The organism is Klebsiella africana (assembly GCF_020526085.1).
Taxonomy (GTDB): Bacteria; Pseudomonadota; Gammaproteobacteria; order Enterobacterales; family Enterobacteriaceae; genus Klebsiella; species Klebsiella africana.
On sequence record NZ_CP084874.1, the window covers coordinates 1778172 to 1802704 of the forward strand.

Annotated in this window: 23 protein-coding genes, 3 tRNA genes and 4 pseudogenes; 19 read left to right on the top strand and 11 right to left on the bottom strand. The window is 55.5% G+C overall.

The window, feature by feature from the left end; all coding sequences use genetic code 11:
- Nucleotides 1–23: 23 nt before the first annotated feature.
- From LGL98_RS08535 to LGL98_RS08555, 5 genes and pseudogenes are all read left to right on the top strand, one after another.
- Nucleotides 24–581: pseudogene (locus LGL98_RS08535) on the top strand (hypothetical protein).
- Between the two features lie 358 nt (nucleotides 582–939).
- Nucleotides 940–1401, top strand: coding sequence for a hypothetical protein (locus LGL98_RS08540; RefSeq protein ID WP_136032146.1), 462 nt, complete (start codon nucleotides 940–942; stop codon nucleotides 1399–1401).
- Complete coding sequence (locus LGL98_RS08545; RefSeq protein WP_136032094.1) at nucleotides 1398–1604, top strand: helix-turn-helix domain-containing protein; 207 nt, start codon at nucleotides 1398–1400, stop codon at nucleotides 1602–1604. Before LGL98_RS08540 ends, LGL98_RS08545 begins: the two co-directional genes overlap by 4 nt.
- 334 nt (nucleotides 1605–1938) lie before the next feature.
- The gene (locus tag LGL98_RS08550) at nucleotides 1939–2196 is read left to right on the top strand and encodes an AbrB/MazE/SpoVT family DNA-binding domain-containing protein (protein WP_000288812.1); all 258 of its coding nucleotides are present in this window, start codon (nucleotides 1939–1941) and stop codon (nucleotides 2194–2196) included.
- Complete coding sequence (locus LGL98_RS08555) at nucleotides 2197–2529, top strand: type II toxin-antitoxin system PemK/MazF family toxin (protein WP_040245064.1); 333 nt, start codon at nucleotides 2197–2199, stop codon at nucleotides 2527–2529.
- 53 nt (nucleotides 2530–2582) lie between these two features.
- Here LGL98_RS08555 and LGL98_RS08560 read toward each other — a convergent pair.
- A tRNA-Asn gene (locus tag LGL98_RS08560) sits at nucleotides 2583–2658 on the bottom strand.
- A gap of 5 nt (nucleotides 2659–2663) precedes the next feature.
- Between LGL98_RS08560 and LGL98_RS26305 the strand changes: the two genes are divergently transcribed.
- The 3 genes from LGL98_RS26305 (at nucleotide 2664) to LGL98_RS08575 (ending at nucleotide 4491) form a co-directional block, all read left to right on the top strand.
- Nucleotides 2664–2816 carry a DUF5951 family protein gene (locus tag LGL98_RS26305; RefSeq protein WP_168435311.1) on the top strand — a complete coding sequence of 51 codons (153 nt, stop codon included), beginning with the start codon at nucleotides 2664–2666 and terminating at the stop codon, nucleotides 2814–2816.
- 34 nt (nucleotides 2817–2850) lie between these two features.
- Nucleotides 2851–4287 carry an EmmdR/YeeO family multidrug/toxin efflux MATE transporter gene (locus LGL98_RS08570; protein ID WP_168435312.1) on the top strand — a complete coding sequence of 479 codons (1437 nt, stop codon included), beginning with the start codon at nucleotides 2851–2853 and terminating at the stop codon, nucleotides 4285–4287.
- Nucleotides 4288–4415: 128 nt separating this feature from the next.
- A tRNA-Asn gene (locus LGL98_RS08575) sits at nucleotides 4416–4491 on the top strand.
- A gap of 121 nt (nucleotides 4492–4612) precedes the next feature.
- On the opposite strand, the pseudogene LGL98_RS08580 reads toward LGL98_RS08575, so the two are convergent.
- Nucleotides 4613–4781 (bottom strand): annotated as a pseudogene (locus tag LGL98_RS08580) (AbrB/MazE/SpoVT family DNA-binding domain-containing protein); the annotation flags it as partial.
- Here LGL98_RS08580 and LGL98_RS26310 point away from each other — a divergent pair.
- Nucleotides 4778–4912, top strand: a pseudogene (locus LGL98_RS26310) (helix-turn-helix domain-containing protein); the annotation flags it as partial. The pseudogenes LGL98_RS08580 and LGL98_RS26310 overlap by 4 nt on opposite strands.
- A 53-nt stretch (nucleotides 4913–4965) precedes the next feature.
- Here LGL98_RS26310 and proR read toward each other — a convergent pair.
- Together proR and LGL98_RS08590 are read right to left on the bottom strand one after the other, a co-directional pair.
- Nucleotides 4966–5268, bottom strand: coding sequence for a transcriptional regulator ProR (proR, locus tag LGL98_RS08585; RefSeq protein WP_061153979.1), 303 nt, complete (start codon nucleotides 5266–5268; stop codon nucleotides 4966–4968).
- A 4-nt stretch (nucleotides 5269–5272) separates the two neighbouring features.
- The gene (locus LGL98_RS08590) at nucleotides 5273–5626 is read right to left on the bottom strand and encodes a type II toxin-antitoxin system RelE/ParE family toxin (protein WP_008804168.1); all 354 of its coding nucleotides are present in this window, start codon (nucleotides 5624–5626) and stop codon (nucleotides 5273–5275) included.
- Nucleotides 5627–6038: 412 nt separating this feature from the next.
- Here LGL98_RS08590 and LGL98_RS08595 point away from each other — a divergent pair, with 412 nt between their 5' ends.
- Complete coding sequence (locus tag LGL98_RS08595) at nucleotides 6039–6497, top strand: hypothetical protein (RefSeq protein ID WP_136032098.1); 459 nt, start codon at nucleotides 6039–6041, stop codon at nucleotides 6495–6497.
- A gap of 88 nt (nucleotides 6498–6585) precedes the next feature.
- Here the strand turns inward: LGL98_RS08595 and LGL98_RS08600 are convergent, their stop codons facing one another.
- Together LGL98_RS08600 and pmrD are read right to left on the bottom strand one after the other, a co-directional pair.
- On the bottom strand, nucleotides 6586–8040 hold the full coding sequence (locus LGL98_RS08600) for an AMP nucleosidase (protein WP_136032100.1): 1455 nt from the start codon (nucleotides 8038–8040) through the stop codon (nucleotides 6586–6588).
- A 130-nt stretch (nucleotides 8041–8170) separates the two neighbouring features.
- Nucleotides 8171–8416, bottom strand: a complete 246-nt coding sequence (gene pmrD / locus LGL98_RS08605; protein WP_136032102.1) for a signal transduction protein PmrD — start codon at nucleotides 8414–8416, stop codon at nucleotides 8171–8173.
- Between the two features lie 270 nt (nucleotides 8417–8686).
- Between pmrD and LGL98_RS08610 the strand changes: the two genes are divergently transcribed.
- A complete protein-coding gene (locus LGL98_RS08610) occupies nucleotides 8687–10309 on the top strand; it encodes an alpha/beta hydrolase (RefSeq protein ID WP_136032104.1) in 1623 nt (540 codons plus the stop codon).
- Here the strand turns inward: LGL98_RS08610 and LGL98_RS08615 are convergent.
- The 3 genes and pseudogenes from LGL98_RS08615 to acuR form a co-directional block, all read right to left on the bottom strand.
- Complete coding sequence (locus LGL98_RS08615; RefSeq protein ID WP_136032106.1) at nucleotides 10220–11152, bottom strand: nucleoside recognition domain-containing protein; 933 nt, start codon at nucleotides 11150–11152, stop codon at nucleotides 10220–10222. The two genes, LGL98_RS08610 and LGL98_RS08615, sit on opposite strands and share 90 nt — an antisense overlap.
- A 118-nt stretch (nucleotides 11153–11270) precedes the next feature.
- Entirely contained in the window at nucleotides 11271–12191 is a 921-nt protein-coding gene (locus tag LGL98_RS08620; RefSeq protein ID WP_226651859.1) for an MDR family oxidoreductase, read from the bottom strand.
- A pseudogene (acuR, locus tag LGL98_RS08625) lies at nucleotides 12124–12949 on the bottom strand (acrylate utilization transcriptional regulator AcuR). The gene LGL98_RS08620 and the pseudogene acuR overlap by 68 nt, the downstream one beginning before the upstream one ends.
- A gap of 590 nt (nucleotides 12950–13539) precedes the next feature.
- Here acuR and LGL98_RS08630 point away from each other — a divergent pair.
- The gene (locus LGL98_RS08630) at nucleotides 13540–15174 is read left to right on the top strand and encodes a Na+/H+ antiporter (RefSeq protein WP_136032111.1); all 1635 of its coding nucleotides are present in this window, start codon (nucleotides 13540–13542) and stop codon (nucleotides 15172–15174) included.
- 94 nt (nucleotides 15175–15268) lie between these two features.
- Here the strand turns inward: LGL98_RS08630 and LGL98_RS08635 are convergent.
- Nucleotides 15269–15344 (bottom strand) — tRNA-Asn (locus LGL98_RS08635).
- Between the two features lie 330 nt (nucleotides 15345–15674).
- Here LGL98_RS08635 and nac point away from each other — a divergent pair.
- From nac to ldtA, 3 genes are all read left to right on the top strand, one after another.
- Entirely contained in the window at nucleotides 15675–16592 is a 918-nt protein-coding gene (gene nac / locus LGL98_RS08640) for a nitrogen assimilation transcriptional regulator NAC (protein ID WP_002911729.1), read from the top strand.
- Nucleotides 16593–16698: 106 nt separating this feature from the next.
- Nucleotides 16699–17649 carry an HTH-type transcriptional regulator Cbl gene (gene cbl, locus LGL98_RS08645; protein WP_004180456.1) on the top strand — a complete coding sequence of 317 codons (951 nt, stop codon included), beginning with the start codon at nucleotides 16699–16701 and terminating at the stop codon, nucleotides 17647–17649.
- Between the two features lie 78 nt (nucleotides 17650–17727).
- Complete coding sequence (ldtA, locus tag LGL98_RS08650) at nucleotides 17728–18669, top strand: L,D-transpeptidase (protein WP_136032113.1); 942 nt, start codon at nucleotides 17728–17730, stop codon at nucleotides 18667–18669.
- 47 nt (nucleotides 18670–18716) lie between these two features.
- Here ldtA and LGL98_RS08655 read toward each other — a convergent pair whose 3' ends face one another.
- Nucleotides 18717–19727: a GntR family transcriptional regulator gene (locus LGL98_RS08655; protein ID WP_095032933.1), complete on the bottom strand. Its 1011-nt coding sequence runs from the start codon at nucleotides 19725–19727 to the stop codon at nucleotides 18717–18719.
- Between the two features lie 319 nt (nucleotides 19728–20046).
- On the opposite strand from LGL98_RS08655, the gene LGL98_RS08660 reads away from it, so the two are divergent.
- From LGL98_RS08660 to LGL98_RS08675, 4 genes are read left to right on the top strand one after another with little or no spacing between them, the layout of a single operon-like run.
- Nucleotides 20047–21453, top strand: coding sequence for an amidase family protein (locus LGL98_RS08660; protein ID WP_136032114.1), 1407 nt, complete (start codon nucleotides 20047–20049; stop codon nucleotides 21451–21453).
- 2 nt (nucleotides 21454–21455) lie between these two features.
- Entirely contained in the window at nucleotides 21456–22337 is an 882-nt protein-coding gene (locus LGL98_RS08665) for a polysaccharide deacetylase family protein (protein ID WP_025711155.1), read from the top strand.
- Nucleotides 22338–22369: 32 nt separating this feature from the next.
- Nucleotides 22370–23743 carry an MFS transporter gene (locus LGL98_RS08670; protein ID WP_080897509.1) on the top strand — a complete coding sequence of 458 codons (1374 nt, stop codon included), beginning with the start codon at nucleotides 22370–22372 and terminating at the stop codon, nucleotides 23741–23743.
- A gap of 9 nt (nucleotides 23744–23752) precedes the next feature.
- Nucleotides 23753–24529 (top strand): SDR family NAD(P)-dependent oxidoreductase, encoded by a 777-nt coding sequence (locus LGL98_RS08675; protein ID WP_136032116.1) that lies wholly within the window; start codon nucleotides 23753–23755, stop codon nucleotides 24527–24529.
- Nucleotides 24530–24533: the final 4 nt, after the last annotated feature.

Here is a 24533-nt window from a genome sequence, read left to right on the forward strand (position 1 = left end):
GAAAATATTTTGGGGAGTATTACATGTTAAACAGGCAAGTCAGGCAGATTCACCCCCAAGAGGCTAAAGATAGCCAAACTAAGACATTTGGCGATTATTCGGAGTCCCCTAACATTGTTCTGCTTGGCGATCCTGGTGCTGGAAAAAACCATCTTTTCAAACAGTTTTCGGCATTTCATAGGGCAAACTATCTGACGGTACGGCACTTTCTAAGTGGTGTTCCGATAGATAACTAAAAAGCTCTATTTATTGATGCATTAGATGAAAAAAGGAGCAGTCATAACAGTAGCGATGTTATAGATGGCATAGTCCGAAGGCTTTTTTCCCAAACCCCGCAAAAAGTCAGAATCTCCTGTCGCTCTCAGGATATTTACGAATCTTATCAACGAATCGAAGATGTTCTTTTCATAAAAGAAAGTGATTTTATTCGCCATTTCGAACATTTACTTCAGATAACGCGTTCAGCAATTTTTTCGTTTACTTTTATGGTGAGGCATGAGGGGATGAAAGAGAAGAAAGAGGATATCCACTATTTGACCAGAGAATTACATGCGAAAAAATATCCAGAAGATTGGGAGTAAAGTTACTATATGTGCCGCCTTGGTCAACAGTAACTATTGTGCATATTTATAACAATTTGCGATCTGTATTCCACCACTTCCTATTGCTGTTTTTGACCGAAAGCGGAATCTTTTACCCGCACCTGCAAAATCAGGCGCCGGGATTGGAACCCTGAGAAATGTTACAGGCGACATACGACGCGCCCCGCGTCTTTTTTATGTCGTGCGCTCGGCTATACCTCAATGGTCGGCTGGGCGGGGGCACCGCAAGGTGCGCCGGTTGCCTGTAACGCCGGTAGTTCCAACCCCGTTCAGTCCACCACCATGAGATTGGAACCTCTGGTGGTGGGTTTTAAACCCGTTACAGGAGGCTGCCTCTATGGCTACTATCCCAATCCAGACATATCCGTTACTTGCTGTTCCCTTTAATGCTGCCACAGATTTCACCGTACTCGCTGGTCATTGCGAAACTTTTGCCGAAACCCTGATTGAAAGCAACGATCCCACGCTGAAAATGGCGCTCTGCGGCAGACTAAACGCCTGTCTGACGCTGCTCCAGCCCACGCTGTTAGAGCCCGTCCCGCCCCATCTTATTGGAAGCCTGACCGTTGACACCCGCCCTGCAAATTCCCCCCGTTTCGAGCCTGAACGCACAGAGCTTTGCCGCTACTGTCTCTCCCTGACGCAGATGCTGGCAGGGCAAAGCTTTTACTCTGAAATGGAAAAATACCTTAGCTGCCTGCTGTATGAACTGATCAAGTATTTTGCTGCGGAAATGATAGCCCCGCGCTGGCTGCGTAACGCCGATGGCGTTAAATTTATTGACGAGGTGACGGCATGATGCAACAGGACTGGCAATCCGCCGACATTATTGCGGCGCTGAAAAAGCGGGGAACGTTGCTGACGGCGGTTTCCCGTAACGCCGGGCTGGCGTCCTCCACGCTGACCAACGCCCTTAACCGCCGCTGGCCCAAAGGCGAAAGATTGATAGCGGAAGCGTTAGGCATCGCACCTGAGCAAATCTGGCCTTCGCGCTATCGCTGATGTTCCTCCAGCGCAACCCGGATACGGAAGCCGCGCCGCATTTTATTTATCTGATTCGCCATAATCCTTTGAACCCCAGAATCAGTTTTCTATTATCGCCTTCTTACAACGAAATCAGTTCTCGCCTGCACACAATGCTTCCTGACCTACGAGAAGTGCCCGATGAATCAGGATGGTCGCCGTTTTACGGGTCATCACACCGCTGAAAACTGTTGGATCTGTCGTTCGATGGATGACGGTTTATTACGCTAAGGAAATCACCATGAATCTGATGAGTAATTGTGCACAACCCACCCTGGATGTTATATTAAAATATAATATTCGGAGATCCTCTATGTATACAACTCGCCTGAAAAAGGTTGGCGGATCCATCATGCTGGCGGTTCCTCCCGCCGTGCTGAAAACGCTGGAGCTGTCGACGGACAGCGAAGTGGGTATGACCATTGATAATGGCTGCCTGATTATTGAACCCCAGAAACGGCCCCGTTATTCGCTTGAGGAGCTGCTGGCGCAGTGCGATCCGCACGCCGAAATGAGCGAAGAGGATCGGGAATGGATTGATGCGCCTGCGGTGGGCAAGGAGATTCTGTAGATGGACAGAGGGGAAATCTGGCTTGTTTCACTGGATCCGATTGCTGGCCACGAGCAAAGTGGAAAACGTCCGGTACTCATTGTATCGAAGGCATCGTTTAACAAGCTGACCCGGCTACCGGTAGTGGTTCCCGTCACCAGCGGCGGAAACTTTGCACGTACAGCAGGTTTCACGGTTTCACTGGAAGAGGCGGGGACCAAAACAACAGGCGTTATTCGCTGCGACCAGCCCAGAACTATCGATATGGCGGCCCGGAACGGCAAGCGTCTGGAACGCATACCTGACGCCGTTGTCAATGAGGTGCTTGCCAGGCTGGATGCGATGCTGAGTTAACGTCAGCGACGCAAAGAAGCAAAAAGCCTGCTCGAAAGCAGGCTTTTTAAATGTGGCTCCTCTGACTGGACTCGAACCAGTGACATACGGATTAACAGTCCGCCGTTCTACCGACTGAACTACAGAGGAATCGTGTGGAGTCGTATCTTAGCGGCGAAAAATCTTTTGTCAAACATCAATTCGTCTGTTCAGGTGCAACTGCCGCTTCCATCAACAATTTGTTGCCATTTCCGACAATTATTACGGAAAATACTTTGCAGGATATCCATTTCTCAATCATCATTTGAAATGTTGTTTCAACATCTCTCACTAAGGTCTCTCTTGAACGTCACCTCCGCCGTACGCCAGGCCGTCGAACGGACATCCTGGTTTAAAAAACGTCAGCGTTATCGTGTGCTGTACTGGCGCGAAATCAGCCCTCTCGCTGTCCCCATTCTGCTGGAAAATGCCTGTGTGCTGTTGATGGGGGTGTTGAGCACCTTCCTTGTCAGCTGGCTGGGAAAAGAGGCCATGGCCGGGGTGGGGTTGGCCGATAGCTTTAACATGGTCATCATGTCCTTCTTTGCCGCCATCGATCTGGGCACCACGGTGGTGGTCGCTTTTAGCCTTGGCAAGCGCGATCGGCGGCGGGCGAGGGCGGCCGCGCGCCAGTCGCTAGCCATCATGACCCTGTTTTCCATTTTGCTGGCGGGGGTGATCCATGCCTTTGGCCAGGAGATTATTGATTTTGTTGCCGGTGATGCCACCGCCCAGGTCAAGGACCTGGCGCTGACCTATCTGGAACTGACGGCGCTGAGCTACCCGGCGGCGGCGATTGCCCTGATCGGCAGCGGGGCGCTGCGCGGTGCCGGAACCACCAAAATCCCGCTGCTGATCAACGGTGGGATGAATATCCTCAACATTTTAATCAGCAGCGTGCTCATCTACGGCATCTTCTCCTGGCCGGGGCTGGGCTTTGTCGGCGCCGGGCTTGGACTGACCATTGCCCGCTATATTGGCGCGGTAGCCACTATCTGGGTGCTGATGGTGGGCCTCAATCCGGCGTTGCGGTTGTCGCTGAAGGGCTACTTCAAGCCTTTTAACTTCGCCATTATCTGGGAGGTGATGGGGATCGGCATTCCGGCCAGTATCGAATCGGTCCTGTTCAATGGCGGCAAGCTGCTGACCCAGATGTTTGTCGCCGGGATGGGCACCAACGTTATCGCCGGCAACTTTATCGCCTTTTCGGTGGCCTCGCTAATTAACCTGCCGGGCAACGCCCTCGGCTCCGCCTCGACGATCATTACCGGCAAGCGGCTGGGAAAAGGGCAGATTGGTCAGGCTGAATTTCAGGCCTGGCACGTATTCTGGCTGTCGACGATCATTCTGACGCTGATCGCCTGGGGCAGCGCCCCCTTCGCCGGCTTTATCGCCTCATTCTATACCCATGAAGAAGACGTAAAAGAGGTGGTTAAACAGCTGCTGTGGCTCAATGCGCTGTTTATGCCAATCTGGTCGCTGTCGTGGACTTTACCCTGCGCCTTTAAAGGCGCCCGTGACGTACGCTACACCATGTGGGTGTCGATGCTCGGTATGTGGGGCTGCCGGGTGGTGGCGGGCTATACGCTTGGCATTGTGCTGGGGATGGGGGTGATTGGCGTCTGGTTAGGGATGGTGCTCGACTGGGCGGTGCGCGGTGTGCTGTTTTATTTCCGCATGGTGAGCGGCCGCTGGCTGTGGAAATATCCGCGCGTGAAGGCCTCATCAGAGGAAACCTGAACCATTTGCGGGCAGGAACGCCATTTTTTGCGCAAAGTGAAGAATAATTCGGCAAACGATTCATTTTATTAAAAACAGGCTTTGACAGCGCCGGGCGTCATCGTTACTATGCGCCCCGTTCACACGATTCCTCTGTAGTTCAGTCGGTAGAACGGCGGACTGTTAATCCGTATGTCACTGGTTCGAGTCCAGTCAGAGGAGCCAAATTTAAGAAGCCTGCTTTCGAGCAGGCTTTTTGCTTTTAAGCATCTTTTGGCCATATAAAAAGTATCAGCTCATAATGGCTCCCAGTCGGGTCAGCACTTCATTCACAATATCTGTCTATCTACAGGATCTCCTTACCCACCGCAGGTGCATCGATCCATTCTCGATATTCTTCGCTTATTTCAGCGTTTGGATCGCACTGCGCCAGAAGTTCTTCAAGGGAATAACGAGGTCGTTTCTGCGGTTCAATAATCAGGCAGCCATTATGTAATGGTCATGCCCACTTCGTTCATTCATTGCAAAAATTGAAAGTGGGGAGCGTAGGCTGGACATAATCGAGTTGGCCTATGTGGCACAGCTGTTGGATATCGATCCGGCTCCATTGCTAGAAAAAGTGATGAAAAAGGTGCGGGCACTTTAAGCAGTGGCTGTATATTATCTTTTTGGATTGTTACACAGCCGTTCTAGCCTACGCTACAAAACAAACTCATAGTGCGACCCGTCCGGGAGCTCAACATCAAGCCGCAGCTTACCACCCGCCGCTTCAACATAACGCTTAAGGGTAGAGAGCTTCAGGTCGCGGCCCGGTTTTTCCATTCCTGCAACGGTAGGCTGTTTTATGCCTAAATCCTGAGCCATTTCTACCTGGGTCTTCTGCACCTTCTCACGTAGTTCGGCAAGATGAATATTAAGCAGGATATCCTTAGCAATAGCCTGAGCTTCGGCAACGACATCCGGTTTTTCATCTATAAGAAGCTGTTCCAGCGTTCTGCCCATCGCGTTACTCCTTCTCTTTCAATCTGTTAAGCCAGTTCGTGAATTCCCGATCTGCGACCGCGAGCATCTCATGGTAAAACCGTTTTTCATTGCCGACCTTATTTCCGGCACAAAGCACAATGCCGGTACGGGCCGGGTCAAAAGCAAAAAACGCCCGTATTGGGTCGCCCCGGCTCTGAACACGCAACTCTTTCATGTTGCTGTAGCGGGAACCTCTGATCGTATCGGCATAAGGTCTGGACAAACCCGGCCCCTTTTCCCGCAAGACCAACAGCGCTGCCAGCACGCTGGCCCGATCGATATCATTGAGCGAGGTAAACCAGCGATCAAACATATCCGTTGTTTTAATCGTCCACACGGGACCTCCAGGTTAATATAGGTTAAATACTATATAGATGTAAAGCTATAAGGGTAATAATGAAGCGATGGAATGAGGGATTCATGCGCCGTTACTGCAATGCTGAAGACGCATTCGGGTATTTCTGTGCATAACATGCAAGGTGTTCACCGTTTTACGAGCTGTGCCGAGAAACCAGATCAGGGATTGATGCAGTGTGAAGAGTGGCCTTAGCTGCAACGCAGCCCGACATTTTCAAAGGTATTGTCGGTAACGGGACGACCAGCCTGGAATCAGGCCGCTTTTTAGATGTCATGAAGCTTTAGAACAACCCCGAGGGCCATTTGTTGCGTGGGCAAAATCACTCGATGAAGGCAAAAAAGAAGCCCGCGACAGGAATAAAGTGCTTCCTTACCCTCTGGAAGTCAGCTGTATGTGTCACTATATCTTCGACTATCCTGGTGCCCCACAAAAAACCGGTACAAATTTTGTTATTACATTGCGCTTAACCAAAGCCAAACGTGAATTCGGAAGTTACAGAAGGACCGAGCCGGAAGAAAGAAAGGGCGTCACACAGCAGTGTTACGATGACCCTGTTTTCCGTCGCGACGGCAAAGGGAAAAAAATGAAAACTGGTGAAACGAAAACCCGCTGTGTCAATAGCACCTATACTTATACTGAAAATGCCGTTTACAGCGGAACAGAATATACGACCACCCTGAAGGGAAAAATAATGATGAGTATGAATGGTCGCGCCATACACAAAAACCAGGACATTATTGGCTATGAATCGACCGAGTCTACTTCCGCAGATAGCCTTGAAAAGGCCCAGAATAATATTGTCCGGTTTATGGCTTACAAAATAAAAATGGGCATCTTCAGCGCTAAATGACTCTGCTCGCCGGTGGGTATATCGCTACACACTGACGATCCCCTGCGGGGAACGCCAGCGTGTTTCCTTTCTATCCCAGCGTCACCGGTTAACGGAACGGCGGCTCGTTGAAGGTGCGTAGCTTACGCGAGTGCATGTGATCTCCCTCGGCGCGCAGCAGGTCAATCGCCCGGATACCTATCTGCAGATGCTCGGAGATAGCGCCTTCGTAGAAGCGGTTAGCCTGGCCGGGAAGCTTGATTTCACCATGCAGCGGTTTGTCCGAGACGCAGAGCAGCGTGCCGTAAGGCACGCGGAAGCGATAGCCCTGGGCGGCGATGGTCGCGCTCTCCATATCGATAGCTACCGCGCGGCTGAGATTAAAGCGCAGCGCCGAAGCGGAATAGCGCAGCTCCCAGTTACGGTCGTCGGTGGTGACGACCGTTCCGGTACGCAGCCGTTGCTTAACCTCTTCACCGGGCATCCCGCTTACCTGCTTGGTGGCGTCGTACAGGGCGCGCTGCACTTCGGCTATGCTGGGGATCGGAATATCCGGTGGCAGCACCGCATCCAGTACATGGTCGTCGCGCAGGTAGGCATGGGCCAGCACATAGTCGCCGATGGCCTGGCTTTCCCGCAGGCCGCCGCAGTGGCCGATCATCAGCCAGACGTCCGGGCGCAGCACGGCGAGGTGGTCGCAGATGGTTTTGGCGTTGGCCGGGCCGACGCCAATGTTAATCAGCGTGATCCCTTTGCCGTCATGCGTGATCAAATGCCAGGCCGGCATCTGGTGTTTTTTCCACGCCAGATCGGAAATCGCCTGCTCAGGCGCTTCGGTTTCGGCAGTGATCCAGATCCCGCCGGCGCAGGAGAGGGCGATATAGGGGCTGTCGGGATCGAGGATCTGGCTGCAGCCCCAGCTGACGAACTCATCCACGTAGCGGGTATAGTTGGTGAACAGCACATAGGGCTGGAAATGTTCCGCCGGGGTGCCGGTGTAGTGCCGCAGACGCGCCAGCGAAAAATCGACACGACGGGCGTCAAAGTGCGACAGCGGATAGAACTCGGTAGGGTGGAACAGGCCATCCGCGGTCTCATCGCCAATCTGCGACAGCTCGGTAGTGGGAAAATAGCGCGTCAGACCAGCGCTCATCGAGCGGTCGAGTGTCAGGGTGGAACCATCTATTACGTAAGGATAGGGGATCTCATGCTGCGACAGCTCGACGCTGATATGCGCGCCATAGTCCTGATATAGCAGGGTCAGTTGTTCCAGCAGATAGCTGCGGAACAATTTCGGATTGGTGATGGTGGTGGTATAGCAACCGGCATGGGTGAAACGCCCCCAGGCGCGCGTTTTGAGGGCTTTATGATCGGCGCCGTCCCAGGAGACCGACAGCTGCGGATAGACAAAATGGCCTTCCGCGCGGGCTTCGGTATCAGGGAGCGTATTATGGTCGATATAGTCGCCAATGGCTTTGCGTAACGCGCTGACCGAGGCTTCATAACGCGCTTCCAGTTCGGTAAGCGCTTGTTCCGGGGTCAGACTGGCGGCCTTGTTATTCATGATTCGCTCCTTGTTTCAGGTCTGCTGACATTTCCGATAGTATGTCACAGCGCGAAGAGGGCGAAAGGGAATTTATCTGGTGGATGCGAAGATACTGAGACCATCACTGTCTACAGGACAGACGCGCTGTTTATCCTGCGAGGTTGGCCCAGCGCTCACTGCTATAATGGGTAGCGTTGAGGATCTTTAGCGTGTGCGCCGGATTATTATTCAGACAATAGCGCGCATCGGTCAGTGGAGTGAGTTTATCCCCCACCCGCAGGTGGAGTCGACAGGCTTCAATTTCAGCGATCATCTCCAGCGTGCCGCTCTGAAGCACGACGCGGCAGGGGCTGACTGAAGCATTGTCCTGTACTTTTTTTACCCACCACTCCATCTGTTTTTTATCCTCTCATAGCGACATGTGCGTCGATAATTCATGTTTCCTTAACGTCTGACAATAAGATTATCCCCTTGGTTTATACAGTGTTTAGAAATACGCGCCGGAACATTGATCTCATCGTTAGGCATTTTTTATTCGAGAGTGAATGATCGGCCGGGTTTAATTTGCCGGAACCGATAACTATGCTGAAAGGCAGACACTAAATAGCCCGTCAGAAATGAGATGGGTGATGATGGCCAGGTGATAAATATAAGAGAGAGCGTCATGAAGCATATTTTTCGACACTGGCAAAGGTCGGGCAATGTCCTCGGCTCGCTACTGAAAAAAGGGATCATTGCGCTGCTGGTGCTGCTGGTGGTCTTTCTCGCCGGACGGATCTATGAGTCCCAGCGCGGCCCGGCGCTGCATCGCTGGCATACCTGGAGTGGCAACGAGATGTCGGTCGAAGAGGTAGACCAGGCGACCTTTGCCCAATATCTGGCGCGGGAGAGGACTATATTCGCCGATCTCCAGCGCGAAGTGACAGAGGCTTTGCCAGAGGAAGACAAAACCCCGGTTAACCGCTTTTATCGTCACAGCCGGGTCTGGCCGGGGCAGTTTAAGCAGGACTGGAACCGTTCTTTTGTGCTGTTGCCGCAGGGCAAGCCGCGCGGCAGCGTGGTGCTGCTCCATGGCCTGACCGATTCGCCCTACAGCGTACGCTATCTGGCGCAACTCTGGCAGCAGCGGGGTTATGTGGCGGTGGTGCCACGTTTGCCGGGGCACGGCACCGCGCCGGGGGCGTTAACGGCGGTTGACTGGGAGACCTGGCTGGCGGCGACGCGTCTGGCGGTGCGCGAAGCGACGCGCCTGGCCGGGGCGGACGTGCCGCTGCATCTGGTCGGCTACTCTAACGGCGGCGCGCTGGCGCTCAAGTATGCCCTCGATAGCCTGGAGGACAGCCACCTGCGTCAGCCGCAGCAGATTATACTGCTGTCGCCGATGATTGGCGTGACGGCATTTGCCCGTTTCGCTGGTCTCGCCGGGCTGCCGTCCATCTTCCCGGCGTTCGCCCGCGCGGCCTGGCTGAACGTGGCGCCTGAGTTTAATCCGTTCAAGTACAACTCCTTTCCGGTCAAGGCGGCAAGACAGTCCTGGTTATTGAGCCAGGCGCTGCAGCAGCAGATTATCCGCGCATCCCGTCAGGGTGAGCTGAAAGCGCTACCGCCGGTTCTCACCTTTCAATCGGTGATGGATTCCACGGTCAGCACCCGGGCGGTGGTGGAGTCCTTGTATCGCTACCTGCCGGACAATGGCAGCGAGCTGGTGGTGTTCGACATAAATCAGGCGGCGGATCTTCGCGTCCTGTTTCGCCCTACGCTCTATGCGGCAGTGAATACGCTGCTGCCCCCGGCGCCGCGGGCCTATACCACCACGGTGGTGACCAACGCGACGGCGCACACCCTGCAGACCGTCGCCCGTACCACGCTGGCGCAGGAGCGGGAAGAGCATCGTTATCCGTTGCATCTCGCCTGGCCGGCGGATATGTACTCCCTGTCGCATGTGGCAGTGCCGTTTCCCCTGAGCGACTCGCTGTATGGTAGCCAGCCGGACGAGAAGAACCGCTACGGCATTAGCCTGGGCACCATTTCACTGCGTGGGGAAACCGGGACGTTGAGCGTGGGGCTGGAGACACTAATGCGCGTCACCTCCAATCCTTTCTTTCCATGGATGCTGGCGCGGATTGATGAACATATTGCCTGCGCTCAGCAGGTGGTGGTGGTGGCCTGCCTGAAAGCGCAGGCCAGAGCGGAGGCGTTAAAACAGGATCAGGTGCAAAACGGTGCGCAGCAGGATGCCGACGATCGCCGCGGGAACGACAAAGCGGAACAGGCGGACAAACCGTGAGCTGATGCCGAGGAAAATACCAATGCCGGGCAAATCGAATGTCTGGATCAGCAGGCCGGCCGAGGCGTTGACCTGGCTGACAGTGACTTTGCCCTGCTGGATCAGCTCAGAAATGACGCCAAAGTAGGCGGTGCCCCCGGCAACGCACTTCACCAGCGCCGGCAGCACAAAGTTCTGCGGGATGTGCAGCCAGTTGAGAAGCGGCTTCAGCAACTGCTGCAGCAGGTCGATGGCCCCGGCGCCTTGCAGCAGCCCGACGATGGTTAACGACAGGATCAGCATTGGCACCGCGCCGAGCGCCAGGCGGATGGCGTCGGAGCCAGCGCTGTTGATCACCGCCAGAATACCCTGGCTGTTTTGCTCGGCGTTGGGTAGCGCTTCCGCGCGGGGATTCTCGGTAATCGATAAACGCCGACCGGTGACGTGCCAGGCCACTGCCGCCGCGCACAGGCCGCCAACCACGGAGATAACGATCGACGCCAGCCAGTGCAGACCAAAAGGGGTGAGGGGATAAAAGACGTTGCCTTGCCCCATAGCGAATACCATGGCCAGCGTGGCGGCCATTTGTCGGTCCGAGACGCCGCGTTTGTCCATAATCGACAGCGTGGCGAGCGGGGCGGCGAAGCTGACAAAGTTAATCTGGATCAGGGCGAAGGCGCTCATCCCGGTTAAGCCGAAGGGCTTCAGCAGCGGAGCCACCCAGCGAACAATCACATCGAGGATGCCGCGAACCTCAAGATATTTCATGATGATCAGCATAATCACCATGATCGGCAACAGCGTATACAACGCGACGTCAACGGACGATTTGCCCGCCGCCATTATGATGCTTATGACATCCATTTACTTTTTTACCACTCGCAAAGCTATTCGTTCGCGCCATCATAATCCCGTGGGAAAGGAAATGATATGCCGGGATGGCTGTGCAGGCCCGGCACCGCTGAGTGCCGGGCGGCGGGGCTTATCGACTGATATTGACCAGCGTCCGGCCGTGAATATTGTTGCTGAGGAAATCTGCGGCATACGCTGGCGCCTGCTCCAGCGTGATTTCAGTGGCCGCCTGCTGGTAGTAGCTCTCCGGCAGAAGCTGGGCCAGACGCTGCCAGATGGCGTCGCGTTCAGCGGTCGGCACCATCACCGAATCCACCCCCTGCAGACGCACGTTGCGCAGAATAAACGGCATCACGGTGGTCGGCAGGTCGAACCCTCCGGCCAGTCCGCAGGCGGCAACGCAGCCGCGGTATTGCGTTTGCGCCAGCACTTTGGCCAATACCGGGCCGCCAACGGTATCCACCGCGCCCGCCCATAGCTGTTTCTCTAGCGGACGGGTCTCCGCGAAGTCGCTGCGCGGCAGGATCGCGTCGGCACCCAGCTGGCGAAGGTAATCATGCGTCGATTCCCGGCCCGATACGGCCGTCACCCGGTAGCCAAGGGCTTTCAGCAACACCACGGCGGTGCTGCCGACCCCGCCGCTGGCGCCGGTGACCAGGATATCCCCGCTTTCAGGGGTGACGCCTGCACTGACGAGAGCATCAACGCACAGCATCGCGGTAAAGCCCGCGGTGCCGATGATCATCGCCTGGCGCGCGCTGAGCGTCTCCGGCAGGGCAACCAGCCAGTCGCCTTTGACGCTGGCTTCGGTGGCCAGGCCACCCCAGTGGTTTTCGCCCACGCCCCAGCCGGTAAGGATCACGGCCTGGCCAGGAACAAAGCGCGGATCGCGGCTTTCTTTCACCTGACCCGCAAAATCAATACCTGGCACCATCGGAAACTGACGGATAATTTTTCCTTTGCCGGTGATTGCCAGGGCGTCTTTATAGTTGAGACTCGACCAGTCGACGGCGACCCGTACATCGCCTTCGGCAAGGGCAGGCAGGTCGATCGCTTTGACGGCGGCTACGGTGCGGTTGTCAATCTGGTCCAGAACTAATGCTTTCATGACAGAGTATTCCTCGTCGGAAGGGGGTTATCGGCGCTAGCGCCGTCCTGTGCAGGTGTTTTTGTTGTCATACTGTGCGTAAAGAATTCCCAGTACTGGTTTAGTGGGGCGGCGGACTGGACCAGCCTGGCGCGCATCACTGCGCCTTCCCAGCCGATCCAGAATACCTCCGCCAGCGCCTGCGGGGAGGCGTCGCTGGCGACGGCCCCGGCAGTCTGCGCCTCGTACAGACAGCGAGCCACTCGCGCCTCCCATGTCGACAGAATGGTTTTCAATCGCTGGTGAAACGCCTCAGGCAGTAGCGGCGCCTCCTGCAGAAGATTGCCCACCAGGCAGCCGCGGCGAAACTGGTATTTCTCCATTCCCTGGCCGGCATCACGCACGAAGGCCGCCATTCGTTCCAGCGGTGGTACGGCGCTATTCAGCAGGAATTTATCTAATTTATGCGCAAAAAAGTCGCCATAGGCGGCAAGTACGGCCAGGCCAAAGGCCTCCTTGCTTTTGAAACAGTGATAAAACGATCCCTTGGGTATGGCGATGTTCTTGATGACGGCCTCGATCCCTGCTGCGAGATAGCCCGTTTCAGTTAGTACCTCAAGGCCTGAGCGTATCAGCGCCTGACGCGTATCGATAAACTGGCGATCAACCTTAGGTGGCCGACCGCGACGGGGTTTCAGACTGTCAGGGATATCGGGCTTCATTATTTAGACCGTATGGTTTAATTGTTTGTCAGGGTACGCCCAATCCAGGGGCAGGGCAAGCATTGCATGGAAGCGTAATCCTGGCTGACGAATCACCCACGTCAGGGGCGTTAACAATTATTAATCGCAAACAGATGATTTTCACTGCTGGTGGGGGCACAGAATATAAATCTGCCGAGGATATTAGGCTGGTCATTATTATCCATATTCACAATGGGTAATAAGGGTTAATAATATCGGGAATATATAAATATGGGTTGCCGCAGCGGTTGAGACGTTTTGTCCTTATGAAGAGGCTAATGTGTGAAGTACCTGGCCAACAGGGTCATGAGGACTTTTCTCCCTGGAAGGCAGGCTGGCGATGATTTGCAGACGATGGCGCATTGACAAAACCGACATGATAAAACACATTGTCCTCCCTGATTCGGCTCTTGTTGCTAACTCAGTTTAAATAAAATCGCCGCCAGACAGTGAAGTCTGTCCTTTATTTTTCGGCGTCGGGATAAATACCCCGTTGCTGACTACCACCTGCGAAAAAGGAATAACAGCCTGATGTACAGAATTAATATTACCGCCAGAGGAGGGGATGAATGTCGCTAATTGCTATTGTGCTGGTCTTTATCATGGCCATTGTGGTGACCGTGTTCCTGTCTCATCTTCTGCCCGTTAAGGTGCCCCTGCCGCTGATCCAGATAGCCGCGGGCGCTGCGCTGGCCGCGTGTGGATTTCAGGTCGATTTTGATCCGCATATTTTTTTGCTGCTGTTTATCCCGCCGCTGCTTTTTCTCGATGGCTGGCGGATCCCCAAAGATGCGTTCTTCAGAGATATGAAGCCTATTCTGTCACTGGCGATAGGCCTGGTATTGGTGACGATCCTCGGCATTGGCCTGTTTATTCACTGGCTTATTCCGGCTATCACCGTGGCGGCGGGATTCGCGCTCGCGGCTATTTTGTCACCTACCGATCCGGTGGCGGTCTCGGCGATGACCGCCAGTTCGCCGCTTCCCTCGAGGATGGCGCATATTCTTGAAGGGGAGTCGTTGTTAAACGATGCTTCAGGCCTCGTCGCCTTTAATTTCGCCATCGCCGCAGTGCTGACCGGCAGCTTCTCGCCGGGAGATGCGGTGGTGAAATTTTTCCTGATGGCGGCCGGGGGGATCCTCAGTGGCCTTGTAGTGGTGTGGGTAACCGGCAAATGCAATAATTTCCTCGTGCGGCGCACCCGTGAGGAGCCCGCTATTCAGATCCTGATAAGCCTGCTTATTCCTTTTGTTGCTTACCTGCTTGCCGAGGCGTTCCATGTTTCGGGGATCCTCGCTGCGGTAGCTGCCGGCATCGCGATGCACTATGAGCAGCTGTCGGGTCCCCGGCTCCCGGCGACGCGCATGAAAAGCAGCGCGGTATGGAGCATGCTGCAGACCACCCTCAACGGGATGATTTTTCTCATGCTGGGCGAGCAGCTGCCGCGTATGCTGAGGACGCTGCCGGCGGTAGCCAGCCAGGCGGGGGTCTCGTCTCCCTGGTATCTGCTGTTGTACGCGGTAGCTATTACCCTTGCGCTTGGTGTGATGCGTTTTGCCTGGGTGTGGCTGTCGATGACCCTAACGATTTTCCGTCGCAAACGCCGGGGTAAAGCCATCACCATTCGTCCGCGATTCAGCATCATGTCCGTGATGGCGCTGGCCGGGGTCAAAGGCTCTGTCACCCTCGCCGGTATCCTCACGCTACCGGTAATGCTGGCGGATGGGTCGCCGTTTCCTGGCCGCGAACTGCTGATCTTTCTCTCCATGGCGGTGATCCTGATGTCGCTCGTCGTGGCGGCGATTGGTCTGCCGTTCATGACCCGCTATCTTGCCGACGATTTACCCCATGACACCGGCAAGGAAGATATTGGCGCGGTGATGACCGAAGTGGCGATCAACCGCCTGAACGCGCTATTGGATGAGCCGCTGGACGATCCCAGTGAGGAAGCGCTGCGTGCCGATGCTGGCAATATGCTACTGGAAACGTACCAGCGGCGACTTCACTATAACGATAATGAAGAGGGGCAGGATGTCGGGCTGGAGCTGGCTAAACGCGCCAGACTGGAGAAATATATGCAAAGGGAGGTCATTGTCGCCCAGCGTCAGGAGCTGTTCCGCTTGCGGCGCGCGCATAACATCAGCGATACGACCTTTTATGAGGTGCTGAGGGAGATTGATCTTAAAGAAGAGAGCTTGCGCTAGAGCCGCAATCGCCGGGAGGTGGGTCGTTCGCCTTCCGGCAAACGTGCTGCGCTGAAAAGCAAAAAGCCTGCTCGAAAGCAGGCTTTTTTAAATTTGGCTCCTCTGACTGGACTCGAACCAGTGACATACGGATTAACAGTCCGCCGTTCTACCGACTGAACTACAGAGGAATCGTGTGAACGGGGCGCATATTAACGATGCCGGACTGCCTTGTCAAAGCCTGATTTAAAGAATCGCGTTCGACTGCTGACTATTTCAGCAACTCCCTTTGGTTCGTTGTTTTTTTTACCTCTTTGCACCGTTGCGGTGCAAATATACCTCTAATGGGGCATACCACAATCTGCTTACCGGGCAAATAAAACCCGGATTGTTATCACTATCCCTTATAACACGGCCTGTGGCGGGCAACAGCGGTGGAAATGCAAAGCTGGCAAGCAAATTGCAAAACTTCTTGCATCACACTCCCAGCGTTGACGCTGGCGTTCCTTACAGGAGGCAAAATGAACTTAAGACGACTGAAATATTTTGTGAAAATCGTCGATATCGGCAGTCTGACCCAGGCCGCTGAAGTCTTGCACATCGCCCAACCGGCCCTCAGCCAGCAGGTCGCGACCCTGGAAGGTGAAATGGACCAGCAGTTGCTGATACGCACCAAGCGAGGGGTCACGCCAACGGAAGCTGGTAAAATTTTGTATACCCATGCGCGGACCATTCTGCGCCAGTGCGAGCAGGCGCAGCTGGCGGTCAATAACGTCGGCCAGACGCTGCGTGGCCAGGTCTCGATCGGCCTGGCGCCGGGCACGGCGGCCTCCGCCATTACCATGCCGTTGCTGCAGACGGTGCGCAATGAGCTGCCCGAGGTGATGGTCTATCTGCAGGAGAGCAGCGGCACAGCGCTGAATGACAAGCTGCTGGCGGGCCAGCTGGATATGGCGGTGCTGTATGAACGTTCGCCGGTGGCCGGCATTGTCAGTCAGCCGCTGCTGAAAGAAGATCTCTACCTGGTCGGTACCCGCGACTGCCCTGGGCAGAGCGTGGACCTCACGGCGGTAGCGGAGATGAACCTGTTCCTGCCGCGCGATTACAGCGCGGTGCGGGCGCGGGTGACTGAGGCATTCACCCTGCGTCGTTTGTCGGCGAAAATCATCGGCGAGATCGAATCCATCACCACTCTGACCGCGGCTATCGCCAGCGGCATGGGAGCGACGGTTCTGCCGGAATCCGCTGCCCGCTCCCTGTGCGGCGCGGCAAACGGATGGATGGCGCGGATCAGCACACCGTCTATGAGTCTTTCGCTGTCGTTAAATATGTCAGCACGCGGCAGCCTGTCGCCGCAGGCGCAGGCGGTGAAAGAGATCCTGCTGTCGCTGGTGAGCCGACCCTCTCTCGAAAACCGTGAATTACAGCTGGTTAGTTAGGGTATATTCTCTTAAGGAATAAGTTGCTGGTTTTTATTATTTGTTACGTGGGACAACAGACTTTAACAATAGCAGACACGTTAAGTCCATTGGCCCGGAGGAAAGGGTGAACTTCCAGCAACTGAAAATTATCCGTGAGGCGGCCCGTCAGGATTACAACCTGACGGAAGTCGCGAATATGCTCTATACCTCGCAGTCAGGCGTCAGCCGCCATATCCGGGAACTGGAAGAGGAGCTGGGGATTGAGATCTTTATCCGTCGCGGTAAGCGCCTGTTAGGCATGACCGAGCCGGGTAAAGCGCTATTATCCATTGCCGAGCGCATCCTCAATGAAGCCAGCAACGTCCGGCGGCTGGCGGATCTCTTCACTAACGATGCGTCAGGCGTCTTAACCATCGCCACCACCCACACTCAGGCGCGCTACAGCCTGCCGCCGGTCATAAAAGCCTTCCGCGAATTGTTCTCCGATGTTCGCGTCGAACTGGTGCAGGGCACCCCACAGGAGATCGAAGCGCTGCTGCATAACGGCGGAGCGGATATTGGTATCGCCAGCGAGCGCCTGAGCAACGACCCTACGCTGGCGGCTTTCCCCTGGTTCCGCTGGCATCACAGCCTGCTGGTGCCGAAGGATCACCCCCTGACCCAGGTTTCTCCCCTGACGCTGGAGGCGATTGCTCGCTGGCCGTTAATCACTTATCGCCAGGGGATCACGGGACGTTCGCGCATCGATGAAGCTTTTAATCGCAAGGGGTTGATGCCGGATATTGTGCTGAGCGCGCAGGATTCCGATGTGATCAAGACCTACGTCGAACTGGGTTTGGGCGTCGGGCTGGTCGCTGAGCAGTCCGGGGATGCCCGGGAAGCGGACACCTTTACGCGCCTCGATACCCGCCATCTGTTTGATGCCAATACCGTGTGGCTGGGGCTGAAGCGGGGCCAGCTCCAGCGCAATTATGTCTGGCGCTTTATCGAATTATGTAATGCCGGACTGTCGCTCGATGAGATCAAGCGCCAGGCGATGGAGCCAGAAGAGGCTGCTATCGACTATCAGATTTAAGTCATGGCGGGTTAACGCGTCGGGTAGAGGAAATACCGCTATAATTCATACACGAGAGTCGCGACTGAGGAAGGGAAAATGACGATGCGGCGTGTGAAATTACTCTGTTCGGCGCTGATGCTGCTCGCCAGCCATAGCGCACTGGCCGTCAGCTACCCGCTGCCGCCGGAGGGAAGCCGTCTGGTGGGCAGCACATTTACCATCGCCGTTCCGGAGAACAACACCCAACCGCTGGAAAGTTTTGCTGCCCAGTACGGCCAGGGGTTGAGCAATATGCTGGAGGCTAACCCCGACGTTGATGTTTATTTGCCACACTCCGGATCGACGCTGACTATTCCGCAACAGCTGATCCTGCCGGACACCGTGCGCGAAGGGATCGTCATCAATGTCGCCGAAATGCGCCTCTATTATTACCCACCGATGGGTAATAGCGTAGAAGTCCTGCCAATCGGCATTGGCCAGGCCGGACGCGAAACGCCACGTAACTGGGTGACGGCGGTAGAGCGTAAGCAGGAGGGGCCGACCTGGGTACCGACCGCCAATACCCGGCGCGAGTATGCGAAAGAGGGCAAAACCCTGCCGGCGCTGGTGCCTCCTGGCCCTGATAATCCGATGGGGCTGTATGCGATCTACATTGGCCGACTGTATGCCATTCATGGTACCAATGCCAATTTTGGCATCGGGTTACGCGTTAGTCAGGGATGCATCCGCCTGCGCAACGACGACATTAAATTCCTGTTTGATAACGTGCCGGTGGGGACGCGGGTCCAGCTGATTGATCAACCGGTAAAATACACCGTGGAACCGGATGGTAGTCGCTGGCTGGAGGTACACGAGCCGCTGTCGCGCAACCGGGCGGAATTTGAATCCGACAGAAAAGTCCCCTTGCCGATGACGTCGGCGCTGCGTGACTTTACCCAAGGGTCGGGAGTGAGCCCTTCGCAGGTCGAGCAGACCCTGCAGCGCCGCTCCGGTATGCCGGTGAATATCAGCGCTGCAGCGGTGCAGGGAAGTTTGTAAGTCTCGAACGATGGCGGGCTGACCACCGTCTGCGGGACGCCATCTGTTTAGTTCGCTTCCATAAAATCGGGTAACTCGGGGACAGGCAGCACGGAAAGCACTTTCAAACGCTGAAGCGTCCGGGATTGCGCGCGTTCAAGATGATCTTTCAGGCAGGCGGCCGCCAGCGCCCAGTTTCCTTTCAGCAACATGTCATACACCAGAGCGTGTTCTTCCAGCGTGGCGGTTTCTACCGGAATGGCCAGTAAATCATAGAAGATACGCGTGATGATGAAAGGGGACTGATGCTGGCGCAGGATCTGCATCATCAGCTTATTACCTGCCGGTTCTAGGCAGCGGATGTGAAGATCTTCTTCCAGTAACTCCAGTTCCGCGGCGGTCAATTGTCGACCTTTATAACCCTGCGTCTTTTGCAGCATGGACGCCAGCCACGCCGACGGAAGATGAGGGCCTGCCTTGCACAGCGCTGCGGGTTCAAGGCTGGCGCGGATCTCGAAGTGATCGGCGATTTCGCGCGCGGTAAGCGGGCCGGTCAACCACTGTGAGTAAGGTTCTTTTTCTACCAGTCCCTTGTCGCGCAAACGCATCAGACTTTCACGGATCACCGAGCGGCTAACATTATAATATTGTGCCGCTTTTTGCTCATTTACCGAGTAACAGCCAAATACCATCGCTGTTGAGAGTACAACCTGCAGGTTTTCCAGCACCTTTTCACCACTGGTACGGGTATCCACCAGGGGCTGCTGCTCGTCAAGGCCGAAGAGCTCCCTGGTCAGAGCAAGGCGCAATGGCTCGACCTCTTCGTCAGGCTGCGCCACGATAAAACCACGCCCCTCGAAGCGGGTAATTAATCCTTCTTCATGTAACAGACTGAGCGCCCGACGCACTGGCACCCGGCTGGTACCGAATAATTGTGCTAACGGACCTTCCAGAAGCACCAGCCCCTTTGGCACTCGCTGGGCAACCAGAATATGACGTAAAAACTGACGAATAACTTCATAGCGCGCAGCGGCGGTGTCTTCCGTTGCCGCATGCGAAGGGTTTGTCTGCATGACCATATGTTCGATCCTTACCTCATCAAACTTACCTTATCACATCCTGAGCAGTGGCATACCAACGCCCATCATTGGCACCGCGCTGGTGCAGGCTGCCCATTAATGGATCATCACATACAATGTACATTTAACGCACCCGCTCATGACGTTCCCTTCTTCCTGTTATCGCACTACTTCATCCGCTCATATCTTCTTGAAAATACATAATTAAAACAAAATTAACACACAATGATCACATTTTAGACACTTTCATGTCATTGCTCTGGCACTTGTTTTGCTATGTTTAAATGGATTTTTATTTAAATATACATTTAAGGGTGATATGAACGCGAATACGATTCGCCTGCAATTTCAGCAGGGCCAAATTGATGCCTGCGCCATTGCCGCGCTGTTTGCCAGCGGCCAGCTGTCGCCACTTGCGTTTACGGAAGCCTGCCTGACGGCGGCAAAAGAGACCCAGGGGATTTTTATTACGCTGACTCCCGAACGCGCCCGTCAGGAGGCTGCCGCCTCGACGCAGCGCTGGCGTAAGGGCGCGCCGCTGAGCCCACTGGACGGTATCCCGGTCTGCTGGAAAGATTTATTCGATATTACCGGGACCCGAACCACTGCAGGTTCCGCAACCCGTCTGGATGCGCCTCTCGCGACACACGATGCCGGAATGGTAGCGCGCCTGACGCAGGCGGGAATGGTGACTATCGGCAAAACCAATCTGAGTGAGTTTGCCTTTTCCGGCCTGGGTATTAACCCGACGTTTACCACCCCGGCATTACTGGCAACCGATGGCGAGGAACATGTTCCTGGCGGCTCTTCCAGTGGCGCGGCGCGAGCGGTTGCTCAAGGGGTGGCCTGTATTGCAATAGGAACGGACACCGCGGGTTCCGTGCGTATCCCTGCTGCGTTTAACGGAGCGATCGGTTTTCGCGCCAGCCGTCACCGCTATGACGCGAGCGGAGTATTTCCCCTGGCGGCGTCTCTCGATACGCTCGGGCCTCTTTGTCGCAGCGTTCGCGATGCTTACGCCCTTGATGTCATTCTCTGTGGCGAGGAGACGACTTCGTCGCCGGTTCCACGGTTAATTGTCGATCCGGACATTCTCGACGCCGCTGATGCTAGCGTCCGTGACAACAGTGTCTCGTTGCTGTCCCGATTAGCGGCGTCAGGCGTCGTTGTTGAATATCGGCGCCTGCCAGCCTTTCATGAGGCAATTACCTGGATTGCTCACCATGGCTGGCCAGGAGCGATTGAAGCCTTTCAGTTACATGCCTCGCTGTTGGCATCACCGGCAGCAACGGCGATGGATCCGTTCATTCGCCGCCGGCTGCTGGCCTCCGGCACGATTGATCCGGCGGTGCTCACCAGCTTTATGCGTCTAAGTCCGGTCTGGCAGCAGGCACTGGCTGAAGAACTCAATGGCGCGATTTTGGTGACCCCGACGGTCGCGCATACCGCGCCGCGACTGGCGCCCTTGCAGGCGGATGCCGAGGCATTTGCCCTCGCCAATAGCGCCACGCTGCGCTTAACCATGCCAGGTAGTTTACTGGATATGCCCGGTCTCGCGGTGCCAAGCGGTACGACGGCGAACGGCCTGTATACCAGTCTGCTTTTCTCTTCACCGAGCGGTGAAGATCGCTCGCTTTTAGGCGCTGCCTGTGCAGTAGCGCATCTGCTGGCGCCCTCCAAAGGTGATGGCGCCAATTCGTTATCCCTCAACTCAAAAGGAAAATAAACATGGCCAAAGAAATCCTTTGCGCATTTGGTGTGGACGTTGATGCCGTTGCCGGCTGGCTGGGGTCATATGGTGGCGAGGACTCACCGGATGATATCTCACGCGGCTTGTTTGCCGGGGAAGTGGGCGCGCCACGACTGCTGAAACTGTTCGCGGAGCAGCAATTACGTACGACGTGGTTTATTCCCGGGCATTCGATAGAGACCTTTCCGGAGCAGATGAAAGCGGTTGTGGAGGCAGGGCATGAGGTGGGGATCCATGGTTATAGCCATGAGAACCCGATTGCCATGACGCCGGCCCAGGAGGAAGCCGTGCTGGATCGTAGCATCGAACTGGTGACGCAGTTAGCCGGTAAACGCCCAACCGGGTATGTGGCGCCGTGGTGGGAATTTAGCAATGTGACTAACGAGCTGCTGTTAAAAAAGGGCATTAAATACGACCACAGTCTGATGCACAACGACTTCCATCCGTACTATGTCAGGGTAGGCGACAGCTGGACAAAAATCGACTACAGCAAGCATCCCGATGCGTGGATGAAACCATTGCAGCGCGGAGAGGAGACCGATCTGGTTGAAATTCCAGCCAACTGGTATCTCGACGATCTGCCACCGATGATGTTTATCAAAAAATCCCCTAATAGCCATGGCTTCGTCAACCCACGCCATCTGGAGGAGATGTGGCGCGACCAGTTCGACTGGGTCTATCGCGAAAATGATTACGCCGTCTTCACCATGACTATCCATCCCGATGTTTCCGGCCGTCCCCAGGTGTTGTTGATGCTTGAACGCCTGATTCAGTACATCCGTAGCCACGATGGCGTTCGCTTCGTGACCTTTGACGAAATTGCAGATGATTTTAAAGCGCGCAAACCGCGCTCGGCATAATGTCATTTACCCCCTGACAGAGGGATTACGCTATGAGCATTTTTAACAAAACCTCCGTAAACGGCTGGCAGCCGCAGCAGTTAACCATCAAGGATGTGAAATTTGCCACCTGGATTGCCTTTTTTGCCTGGGTTTTCGCTGTCTATGATTTCATCCTTTTTGGCACGTTGCTGCCGGAAATTGGTCTCCATTTTGGCTGGAATGAGGTTGAGCAAGCGGAAATCGCCACCTGGGTGGCGGTAGGCGGCGCAGTGATCGCGCTGGCGATTGGTCCGCTGGTCGATCGTCTGGGACGCCGGATGGGGATTGTCATTACCGTTGGCGGTGCCGCGTTGTGCTCATTACTGACCGCTGTGGGCGGCGCATGGGGCAAAGGTGCGCTGACGGCCATTCGCTCTGTCGCGGGGTTGGGATACGCGGAACAGACGGTGAACGCCACCTATTTATCGGAGCTGTATACCGCGCTCGACGATCCGAAGCTCAACAAACGTAAAGGGTTTGTCTACAGTCTTGTGCAAGGTGGCTGGCCGGTCGGCGCGCTGGTTGCTTCAGCATTGACCGCCATTTTAATGCCCATCATCGGCTGGCAGGGCAGCTTCATTTTTGCGGCATTACCTTCACTGGTCATCGCTGTGCTGGCGCTAAAACTTAAAGAAACACCTCAGTTCCAGGTACAAAAGAAAATCCAACATTTGCGTGAACAAGGGCAGGTCGCCGAAGCCCGTCAGGTCGCTCAGGATTATCAGATTTCATGGGAAGAACATCACCGCGGCGGGATTGCCGCAGCGTTTCGTGGTCCATCACTGCGCGCCACCCTGGTACTGGGGGCGGCGGTCCTGATTAACTGGTTTGCCATTCAGATTTTTAGCGTGCTCGGAACGACGGTCATCACCAAAACCCATGATGTTTCTTTTAACAACTCATTGCTTATCTTAATCCTGTCCAACCTGGTGGGCTATTGCGGTTACCTGGCTCACGGCTGGCTGGGCGACCGGATTGGGCGTCGTAACACTATCGCGGTCGGGTGGATGCTGGGCGGTGTGGCGTTTGCCGGCATGCTTTACTGTCCGGACAACTTTGCCACTATCGTCACGCTCTACAGTATTGGTCTGTTCTTCCTGATTGGTCCCTACGCCGCCGCGCTGTTTTTCATTAGCGAAAGCTTTCCTACCGCCATCCGTGCTACGGCAGGGGCGCTGATTGGCGCGATGGGACCGGTCGGGGCGATCATCGCCAGCGTTGGTACCACCGCGGTGTTAAGCCATGGAGGGCACTGGCAGGATGCTGCGCTGTGGTTTGGCGCCATACCCTGCTTTATCTCGGGTGGGGTGATGTGGCTGGCGCGTGGCGATGTCCAGCACGCGTCAGGGATGAACAAGACCGTTAATACGCAACCTCAGGCGTAAGGAGCAACGATGGAAACGACAAACATCAGTCAGCCAGTAGCGGCAATCAGTGGTGCGGCAAGCGGCATTGGTCTGGCGCTGGCCACCCTGTATGCCCGCCGCGGTGTGCGGGTGATCGCCGGTTACTACCCGGACGATCCGCATGACCCAACTGTCGCCGCTGCACAGGTTGAGGAGGCTGGTGGCGATGCGCTCTGGCTGCCGCTGAACGTCGCCTATACGGCGTCGGTTGATACGTTTATAGCGCAAGGCGTCGCTCATTTTGGCCGCCTTGATTATGTTATCGCCAATGCCGGGATCTTACGCTGTGCCTCTATTGAAGAGATGAGCGACGAGCGCTGGAGCGAAATGCTTAACGTAGACTTAACCGGCGTGATGCGGTGTTTCCGGGCGGCTTCGCCACGGCTGGTCAGCGGCGGAAGCCTGGTCGCGATCTCATCGATTGCCGGGGGCGTCTATGGCTGGCAGGAGCACGCGCACTACGCGGCGGCGAAAGCCGCGGTCCCCGGGCTCTGTCGCTCACTGGCCGTTGAGCTTGCACCACGGGGTATCCGCTGCAACGCCGTGATCCCAGGGCTGATTGAAACCCCACAGTCGCTGGATAAACAGAACTCACTGGGGCCGGAGGGGCTGGCAAAAGCAGCCAGATCGATTCCACTGGGACGGGTTGGCTGTCCGGATGATATCGCTCGCGTAGTGGCTTTTCTCACCAGCGACGAAAGCCGCTATCTGACCGGGCAAAGCCTTATTGTTGACGGTGGTTTGACCGTCCGCTGGCCGGATTAAGGAG